Annotated in this window: 12 protein-coding genes, 1 tRNA gene and 1 pseudogene; 9 read left to right on the top strand and 5 right to left on the bottom strand. The window is 44.7% G+C overall.

Translation table 11 applies throughout. The features are described from left to right. Positions 1 to 88: 88 nt before the first annotated feature. On the bottom strand, positions 89 to 1,261 hold the full coding sequence (locus ACTHRE_RS08485; RefSeq protein WP_070608875.1) for an alpha-hydroxy acid oxidase: 1,173 nt from the start codon (positions 1,259 to 1,261) through the stop codon (positions 89 to 91). 358 nt (positions 1,262 to 1,619) lie between these two features. On the opposite strand from ACTHRE_RS08485, the gene iscR reads away from it, so the two are divergent. From iscR to iscA, 8 genes are all read left to right on the top strand, one after another. Beyond that, positions 1,620 to 2,066: a Fe-S cluster assembly transcriptional regulator IscR gene (iscR, locus tag ACTHRE_RS08480; RefSeq protein ID WP_003680774.1), complete on the top strand. Its 447-nt coding sequence runs from the start codon at positions 1,620 to 1,622 to the stop codon at positions 2,064 to 2,066. 51 nt (positions 2,067 to 2,117) lie between these two features. Then, complete coding sequence (locus ACTHRE_RS08475) at positions 2,118 to 3,332, top strand: IscS subfamily cysteine desulfurase (protein ID WP_377073805.1); 1,215 nt, start codon at positions 2,118 to 2,120, stop codon at positions 3,330 to 3,332. 106 nt (positions 3,333 to 3,438) lie between these two features. Continuing rightward, positions 3,439 to 3,861, top strand: a complete 423-nt coding sequence (locus ACTHRE_RS08470) for a hypothetical protein (RefSeq protein ID WP_225905478.1) — start codon at positions 3,439 to 3,441, stop codon at positions 3,859 to 3,861. Positions 3,862 to 3,865: 4 nt separating this feature from the next. After that, positions 3,866 to 4,468, top strand: a complete 603-nt coding sequence (locus tag ACTHRE_RS08465; RefSeq protein ID WP_070644893.1) for a Fic/DOC family protein — start codon at positions 3,866 to 3,868, stop codon at positions 4,466 to 4,468. Between the two features lie 189 nt (positions 4,469 to 4,657). Beyond that, complete coding sequence (locus ACTHRE_RS08460; RefSeq protein ID WP_256388723.1) at positions 4,658 to 4,786, top strand: hypothetical protein; 129 nt, start codon at positions 4,658 to 4,660, stop codon at positions 4,784 to 4,786. 68 nt (positions 4,787 to 4,854) lie between these two features. Beyond that, positions 4,855 to 5,241, top strand: a complete 387-nt coding sequence (gene iscU, locus ACTHRE_RS08455) for a Fe-S cluster assembly scaffold IscU (RefSeq protein ID WP_003674559.1) — start codon at positions 4,855 to 4,857, stop codon at positions 5,239 to 5,241. Positions 5,242 to 5,499: 258 nt separating this feature from the next. Then, complete coding sequence (locus ACTHRE_RS08450; protein WP_070644895.1) at positions 5,500 to 5,745, top strand: recombinase RecA; 246 nt, start codon at positions 5,500 to 5,502, stop codon at positions 5,743 to 5,745. Between the two features lie 69 nt (positions 5,746 to 5,814). Further along, a complete protein-coding gene (gene iscA / locus ACTHRE_RS08445) occupies positions 5,815 to 6,135 on the top strand; it encodes an iron-sulfur cluster assembly protein IscA (protein ID WP_003685774.1) in 321 nt (106 codons plus the stop codon). Here iscA and arfA read toward each other — a convergent pair. Then, positions 6,095 to 6,317 (bottom strand): annotated as a pseudogene (gene arfA / locus ACTHRE_RS08440) (alternative ribosome rescue factor ArfA). The gene iscA and the pseudogene arfA sit on opposite strands and share 41 nt — an antisense overlap. A 79-nt stretch (positions 6,318 to 6,396) precedes the next feature. On the opposite strand from arfA, the gene hscB reads away from it, so the two are divergent. Then, positions 6,397 to 6,897, top strand: coding sequence for a Fe-S protein assembly co-chaperone HscB (gene hscB / locus ACTHRE_RS08435; protein WP_070644899.1), 501 nt, complete (start codon positions 6,397 to 6,399; stop codon positions 6,895 to 6,897). 108 nt (positions 6,898 to 7,005) lie between these two features. Here hscB and ACTHRE_RS08430 read toward each other — a convergent pair whose 3' ends face one another. The 3 genes from ACTHRE_RS08430 to ACTHRE_RS08420 all read right to left on the bottom strand — a co-directional run bounded on the left by ACTHRE_RS08430 (position 7,006) and on the right by ACTHRE_RS08420 (position 8,878). Then, on the bottom strand, positions 7,006 to 7,578 hold the full coding sequence (locus ACTHRE_RS08430; RefSeq protein WP_004519902.1) for a 50S ribosomal protein L25/general stress protein Ctc: 573 nt from the start codon (positions 7,576 to 7,578) through the stop codon (positions 7,006 to 7,008). A gap of 65 nt (positions 7,579 to 7,643) precedes the next feature. Further along, positions 7,644 to 8,627 carry a ribose-phosphate pyrophosphokinase gene (locus ACTHRE_RS08425; RefSeq protein WP_141752503.1) on the bottom strand — a complete coding sequence of 328 codons (984 nt, stop codon included), beginning with the start codon at positions 8,625 to 8,627 and terminating at the stop codon, positions 7,644 to 7,646. Between the two features lie 176 nt (positions 8,628 to 8,803). After that, positions 8,804 to 8,878 (bottom strand) — tRNA-Gln (locus tag ACTHRE_RS08420).

Raw genomic sequence — 8,878 nt, 5'->3', positions numbered from 1 at the left:
ATAAATATCAAGATAAATTAACATGATATAAAAATTACTCGAAATAGGGCTAGACGGCTAAAGTAGCATCTTTTCTTATGTTCAAAAATTAAAATTCATCTTGAGCCCAACGCGTAGAACGTAAAATGCTGGAATCCACATCTTGAATATTGCGATGACCGGTAAACGCCATGGAAATATCCATTTCTTTATACAGGATTTCCAGCGCACGGGTTACGCCTTCTTCACCATACGCACCCAAACCATACAGAAACGCCCGGCCAATCATCGTACCTTTCGCACCCAAAGCCCAAGCCTTCAAAATATCCTGACCGCTGCGGATACCGCTGTCCATCCAAACCTCGATGTCGCTGCCCACCGCACTGACCACATCAGGCAAAGCCTTAATGGCAGACACGGTATCGTCAAGCTGACGGCCGCCATGATTGGAAACGACCAATGCATCCGCACCGCTTTTCGCTGCCTTTTCCGCGTCTTCAGGTTCCATAATGCCTTTGATAATCAGCTTGCCGCCCCACAAATCTTTAATGCGTGCTACATCGTCCCAGCTCAGGCGCGGGTCGAATTGTTCGGAAGTCCATGAAGACAGCGAAGACAAATCGCCCACGTTTTTCGCATGACCGACAATATTGCGGAAAGTGCGGCGTTCCGTGTTCAGCATTTTCATGCACCATTCCGGTTTGGTCGCCAAATTGATTAAATTGGCGATGGTCGGTTTCGGTGGCGCAGACAAGCCGTTTTTAATGTCTTTGTGGCGCTGACCCAAAACCTGCAAATCGGCAGTCAATACCAAAGCCGAACACTTGGCATCCTTCGCACGCTTAATCAGGTTCTCCATAAACTCGCGGTCGCGCATCACATAAAGCTGAAACCAAAACGGCGAACTGGTGTTTTCAGCCACATCTTCAATCGAACAAATAGACATGGTCGACAGCGTAAACGGAATACCGAATTTTTCCGCCGCCCGCGCCGCCAAGATTTCACCGTCGGCGTGCGCCATGCCCGTGAAACCTGTCGGCGCAATCGCCACCGGCATTTTCACATCCTGCCCGATCATTTTGGTCTCAAGGCTGCGTCCTTCCATATTAACCAATACTTTTTGACGGAAACGGATGTCTTTAAAATCCGACGTATTTTCACGATAAGTGGTTTCCGTCCAAGAGCCTGAGTCAATATAGTCATAAAACATACGCGGCATTTTACGTTTGGCAACAAGGCGCAAGTCTTCGATACAGGTTATTTTGCTTAAATCACATTTCATTGTCGATTGCCTCTGTTCAAGTAAAGACGGATGGTTCAGGCCGTCTGAATATTTCAAACAACCCTTTGCTCTGCTCCATCAAAACAACTAAATTTTAAGAATAATTTTGATAATCTATATTACTATCAATATTAAATCAAAACATTTTAACCCTGCCATCTGTAGGGTTGATAGCCTTTTTTCAGACGGCCTCAAGTCCAAATTACAGAAAAATAAAGAAAATATTTTCCGATTTAAAAATCAACCCATGCCACCATTTAAACAAACAATCAAACCGAGCCGCCACATACTTGACTGAAACACTCAGATATTAGACAATTCCCCCACTAATAAAAACGCCCACACAGGCAACCACACCATGAGACTGACTACCAAAGGGCGATTTGCAGTAACCGCCATGATAGATTTGGCGATGAACGCTCAAACCGGCGCTGTCAAACTCAGTGCCATCAGCGAACGACAAAGCATATCGCTTTCCTACCTCGAACAATTATTCAGCAAACTGCGCCGTGCCGGATTGGTTGAAAGCCTACGCGGCCCCGGCGGCGGCTACATCCTTGCCGCTCCTGCCGAGCAAATCAATATTGCACAAATCATCTCCGCAGCCGAAGACCGACTGGATGCCACGCAGTGCGGCAGCAAAGCAAACTGCAACCACGGCGCCCCCTGCCTGACCCACGACCTTTGGGAAAACTTAAACAAAACCATCAATGATTACCTCAGCGGCGTTACGCTGCAAAGCATCATTGAACAAAAAAACTGCAGCGACAGCAGTCATGTCGTTACCTTTACACACATTCATTAAACCGACTTGCGGCAAAGACCGCAGGCAGATGACCAAACGAAAGAGCAAACCATGACCGTCAAAACCCCCGTATACCTCGACTACGCCGCCACTACTCCCGTTGACCGCCGCGTTGCCGAAAAAATGATTCCCTACCTGTCCGATATTTTCGGCAACCCAGCTTCTAATAGCCACAGCTTCGGTTGGGAAGCAGAAGAAGCCGTAGAAAAAGCACGCGCAGACATTGCAGCCCTGATTAACGCCGACTCCAAAGAAATCGTTTTTACCAGCGGTGCGACCGAGTCCAACAACCTCGCCATTAAAGGCGCGGCGCACTTCTACAAATCCAAAGGCAACCACCTCATCACCGTGAAAACCGAGCACAAAGCCGTGCTCGACACCATGCGTGAACTCGAACGCCAAGGTTATGAAGTAACTTACCTGGACGTACAAGAAAACGGTTTGGTTGACTTAGACGTACTGAAAGCCGCCATCCGCGAAGACACCATCCTCGTTTCCGTCATGTGGGTAAACAACGAAATCGGCGTGGTTCAAGATATTCCTGCCATCGGCGAAATCTGTCGCGAACGCAAAATCATTTTCCACGTTGACGCAGCACAAGCATGCGGCAAAGTGCCTGTTGACGTTGAAGACGCCAAAGTTGATTTGTTGTCTATGTCCGGCCACAAAGTATACGGCCCTAAAGGCATCGGTGCCCTGTATGTACGCCGTAAACCACGCGTCCGCCTCGAAGCCCAAATGCACGGTGGCGGCCACGAACGCGGTTTCCGTTCCGGCACATTGCCGACCCACCAAATCGTCGGCATGGGTGAAGCCTTCCGCATTGCCAAAGAAGAATTGGCACAAGACACTGCGCACTACCTGAAACTGCGCGATATCTTCCTCAAAGGTATCGAAGGCATCGAAGAAGTCTACATCAACGGCGACCTCGAACACCGCGCTCCAAACAACCTGAACGTCAGCTTCAACTTCGTCGAAGGCGAAAGCCTGATTATGGCAGTCAAAGAACTCGCCGTATCCAGCGGCTCCGCCTGTACTTCCGCAAGCCTTGAGCCAAGCTACGTTTTACGCGCACTCGGCCGCAACGACGAGTTGGCACATTCCTCCCTGCGCATCACCTTCGGCCGCATGACCACCGAAGAAGAAGTCCAATTCGCAGCAGAACTGATCAAATCCAAAATCGGCAAACTGCGCGAACTGTCTCCGCTGTGGGAAATGTTCAAAGACGGGATTGATTTGAACTCGATTGAATGGGCAGCGCATTAAGATTGATGTCAAACAAAGGCTGTCTGAGAAAGTGAGTCTGATTTTTGAATACAGTAAAACACTTTTTATAGACAGTCTTGTATGCTATTTTCATAGAAAGAATACCATGAAAGTTAAAATTATTAATTTGCCAAATGGTTATAAACGTATTATTTATGGAAAATATTTTGAACAATTTGACTTAGATTATGAACAAGATTTAGACGTATTAAAAAAAGATATTGAATTTGCTTTATCTGTTATTGAATACAATCGATCTATATTCAATAAATTCTCTTCCTTATTTAAGAGTAAAAACATTTTTGTTTATCAAGGAGGACATCATCTTGATATTATTGATCGTGATAAAGGAAGTTTGGAATGGTTAACTATTGAAGATCATTGGACAAAAGATGTTGATGATATCACTGGTTCATGGAAAATGGAGAATTTAGAAATTAGTCGACAAACTCAATATGCAATGCAACTTCTAAAGATTGGTAAAACAAATATTGAGAAAGAAATAAGAAAAATTAAACAAAGGTTCTAAAAAAATGAGTAAATACGGTGGTGAAGACATAATCTATATGAATGATGGTGTATTTAGAAATAAATTAGCTATTCAAGATCCACTGAAATTAGAAAAGGTCGAAAGAGATATTTCTGCTATTTCCGCCCAAAATCTGCTTTTGCAACCCATTACAGGCAATTTCGATTTGGCGCATTTACAGACCATTCATCGCGAACTGTTTGGCAATGTTTATAATTGGGCAGGAGAAATCCGGCGAATTGATATTTCCAAAGGTAATACCCGATTTGCCAATTTTGCTTTTATCGAAAACGAAAGCCGTACACTTTTGGAGAAGCTGCAAAGCGAAAACTATTTGCGGGGGTTGGATAAAGATAAATTCGCCGAGCGTGTGGCCTATTATTTGGGCGAGTTGAACGTCCTACATCCTTTTCGTGAAGGAAACGGCAGAACATTGCGCCTGTTTATGACGCAATTGGCAATGAAAAACGGTTTGCAGATACATTGGCAAAATATCTCTGCCGAACAAATGATTCAAGCCTGTATTCAGGCATACCATGTCGATAGCAGCTTATTGGCATGCCTAATTTTAGAAAATTTAGAACAATCGTCTTTTTCAGACGACTAAAACATCAACAAACCACGATATTTTAAGCAAGCGTAGGTTGGGTTGGAAACCCAACGAGTCTATTAAAGCGCCTGAAATGTTGAGTTTAATAACCCAACCTACCTATAAATAAAAAAGGTCGTCTGAAAATCCCCAAAGGCCTTTTCAGACGACCTAAAAGCCACCACATTAGAATCAAGGATACAACCCATGAACGAACAAGAAATCGACCTCGACAATCTCGACAACCTGCTCGAAGATTTTGACGACGTTACCGTAGAAGGCGGCGTTGATTCAGAGAATGATGACGGCTGCGAAGGCGGCGCGTGCAAAATCTAAACTTCAGGCCGTCTGAATATTCGTAAACAAACCATTTACACCACTAAAAACACAAAGGAAACCACATCATGGCATACAGCGATAAAGTAATCGACCATTACGAAAACCCCCGCAACGTTGGTACTTTCGACAAAAACGACGAGTCTGTCGGTACCGGCATGGTCGGCGCACCGGCCTGCGGTGACGTAATGCGTCTGCAAATCAAAGTAAACGATGAGGGTATTATCGAAGATGCAAAATTCAAAACTTACGGTTGCGGTTCTGCCATCGCTTCTTCCAGCCTGATTACCGAGTGGGTCAAAGGCAAAAGCCTTGACGATGCACTGGCAATCAAAAACAGCGAAATCGCCGAAGAGTTGGAATTGCCGCCCGTGAAAATCCACTGCTCCATCTTGGCTGAAGATGCAGTAAAAGCAGCCGTTGCCGACTATCGCAAACGTCAGGAAAACAAATAACTGGATTCAGCGAACCCTTGTCGGCAAGTGTTCCCAAGATTTCTGGCGAGTCTTCGAGAAAAGCAAATTTGGTGGTTCATTCCCCTCTTCTTTTGTAGGGAAAAACCAAGTATGCAGAAACTTAATCGTTTTGAAGTTACTACCAAGTTTGGGACTACCTGTCGATCTATCCCCTCTCCCCGCGGGAGAGGGTTAGGGAGAGGGCAATAAGCTACAGCTTATATTTAGCGTTATACCTGAAAAATCAAAGAAGACGATATGCCTTTTACCAATAAAGAAATCCAATCCCTGCTTGCCGTCAAAGGCATAGGCAAAACCGTGTTGCAGCGTTTGCAGCAAATGGGGGTGGATGATGTTGCCAAGCTGGCGGCGGCAGATTTGGACGATATTTTGGAACAGGGCGCACAATTGACCGGCTCGACCTGTTGGAAAAACAGTCCGCAGGCAAAAGCTGCCATTGCCGCTGCAATAGAGTGGGCAAAACAGCGTTTTCAGACGGCCTGATAGTCAAGAGGCCGTCTGAAATAAAAAAGCAGGCAAAACAGAAAATGATTGCGAAATGAGGAAAAAAGCATGATTACCATCACAGAAAATGCAGCCAAACACATCAATAGCTACCTGACCAAACGTGGCAAAGGCTTGGGCGTGCGCTTGGGTGTGAAAACCAGCGGCTGCTCGGGCATGGCATACAACCTGGAATTTGTCGATGAAGTGAACGAGGATGATCTGATTTTTGAAGAACACGGCGCGCGCGTTTATATCGATCCGAAAAGCTTGGTTTATCTAGACGGCACGCAGGTCGATTACACCAAAGAAGGTTTGCAGGAAGGTTTCAAATTTGAAAATCCAAACGTTAAAGACTCTTGCGGCTGCGGTGAGAGCTTCCACGTTTAAAATATAAAAAATGGCGGGAAAGTATCAAAACCATCCCGCCATTTTTTGGCTTCTTGCCTATTATAGCTGCCCTTGCCTTTTCTTTTTCGTTCTACTTTGTGTCGGAACAAATCAGATTTGACTAAGGCTTTTAAGGCATTGTCTCGTATTTTGCCTTTATTGTATTGCACCTTACCGGTCATATTGTTTTCCTTTCGTATAAACAGTTTCTGGATTATATCGTAAAATAATCCTCTTCTTTAGATTTTTTCCTTTAATATCATGTCTCAATACTTCAACCTCTTCCAGCTTGAGCCATCTTTCAATATTGATACTGAAGCACTCGAACAGACCTATCGTACTTTAGCAGCCCGCTTTCATCCTGATAAATTTGCTTCTGCCTCAGCTTTTGAGCAGAAACAAGCCGTCATGATGTCTTCTACAATTAATGATGCCTACCGCACATTAAAAAGCCCTATTGATCGGGCCGCTTATCTCTTGAAAAGTCAAAATATCGATGCTGATGCACCTGAACATACTTCGTTTTCACCAGAATTCCTCATGCAGCAGATGGAATGGCGGGAAACATTGATGGATGCACAAATGGAACAAAACCATGATGCCATCCGAGCACTGGATCAAGAAATTCAAGAAGTACAAAACAACCTATATCAAGATTTGCAACAAGCATTTGAACAACAGGATTATGAATCAGCCGCACAATGGGTACGGCATGGCCGCTTTCTTAATAAACTTCGCAATGAAATTGCTTCAATCTTATAAAGTACATATGCTGTTACATTTGACCTAGTTTTATAGCAAATGATTTTATATGCAAAACAAAAACCGTATCAGATTTATCTGATACGGTTTTCTTATCTTAACTACCTATTAGCGTTTTTTACCGGTAACAGTAGCAACAGCCAAGTTTTCGTTACGTTTCAGAGAAACGCTTTCAACACCTTCTGGCAATTTGATGTCTGACAAGTGCAGAATGTCGCCGGCAACTACTGATGCACAATCCAGCTCCAAGAAAGCAGGAATGTTTGCAGGCAAAGCAACTACTTCAACAGAAGTGTTCAACAGAGATACGCGACCACCTTGCAGTTTAACAGCTTGAGAGTTTTCAGCGTTAACAATGTGCAGAGGAACGCGGATGCGTACAGGTTGATCAGCTTTTACAGCTTGGAAGTCGATGTGTTGAACTTCGCGACGGAATGGGTGCATTTGGAAGTCACGCACGATAACGTCTTTAGTTTCACCGTTCAAAGACAGTTTAATCAAAGCAGTATGGAAAGATTCTTTTTCCAATGCGTAGAATACAGTTTTGTGATCTACAGCGATAGCAACAGGCTCTTGACCTTCACCGTATAGGATGCCAGGGATTTGGCCTTCGCGACGCAGGCGGCGGCTCGCACCAGTGCCTTGGGCTTCGCGAACAGAGGCTTGAATTTCGTAAGTCATGTTTAATACTCCAATTTAGATAAAATCGTCGTCATCGGCCGCGACCAGCTTAATACGACATCGGGTTATGGCAGCAACATGCCGCCAGTCATCACATCTTCATTGAAAAGATATGAGACGGATTCTTCATTGCTGATACGGCGTACCGTTTCAGCCAGCAAACCGGCAATGGTAACTTGACGGATGCGTTCACATTTTTTAGCTGCTTCAGACAACGGAATCGTATCTGTCACAACTACTTGGTCAATTTCGGAAGAAGCAATTCGATTCACTGCTTCACCGGAGAATACTGCATGGCTGGCGTATGCCAGTACACGTTCTGCACCGCGCTCTTTCAGGGCAACAGCCGCTTTACACAAGGTGTTTGCCGTATCGATCATATCATCTACGATCAAGCAAGTACGGCCTTGAATATCGCCAATAATGTTCATCACTTCAGCCACGTTGGCTTTAGGACGGCGTTTATCGATAATGGCCAAATCAGCATTTAAAGATTTAGCAACAGCACGTGCACGTACAACACCACCGATATCAGGGCTGACAACAGTCAGATTTTCGATACGTTGTTGTTTAATATCGTTCAATAAAATCGGGGTAGCGTAAATATTATCTACCGGAATATCGAAGAAACCTTGAATTTGGTCGGCATGCAAGTCAACAGTCAATACGCGGTCGATGCCTGCCGAGTACAACATATTTGCCACTAATTTAGCAGAAATCGGCACACGGACAGAGCGAGGACGGCGATCTTGACGCGCATAGCCAAAGTAAGGAATCGCGGCAGTAATACGACCGGCAGAAGCACGTTTGAGTGCATCGGCCATAGTCAAAATTTCCATCAGGTTGTCATTGGTTGGCGCGCAGGTAGGTTGCAAAATAAACACGTCGCGACCACGCACATTTTCCAACAATTCAATGGCTACTTCGCCATCAGAGAATTTGGAAACGGTGGCTTCACCGAGTGAAATATCCAAATGTTTGACAACACGTTGCGCCAATTCCGGATTTGCATTACCGGTAAACACCATTAAACTGTCATAAGCAGCCATATCTTCACCTGATTCTAGATTTGATTTACGCTCAGAAAACATTACGCTTCCCTCTGCCCCATGTCTAAGACACTAATTATGCGATTATACTCGTAAAAACGGGTAAAAAAAAGTTTTTCAGCGTTATTTTGCTCTTAGCGTAAAAAAGCGTGTAAGAAAACTTACACGCTTTTATTTGGCTGGGGAGGAAGGATTCGAACCTTCGCATGCTGGAATCAAAATCCAGTGTCTTAACCGCTTGACGACTCCCC

The sequence above is a fragment of the Neisseria sp. P0001.S007 genome, assembly GCF_051963655.1.
In the GTDB taxonomy this organism is placed as follows: Bacteria; Pseudomonadota; Gammaproteobacteria; order Burkholderiales; family Neisseriaceae; genus Neisseria; species Neisseria subflava_A.
Note: the sequence above shows the minus strand (reverse complement) of the source record. Positions and strands in the feature narration are given on the sequence as shown.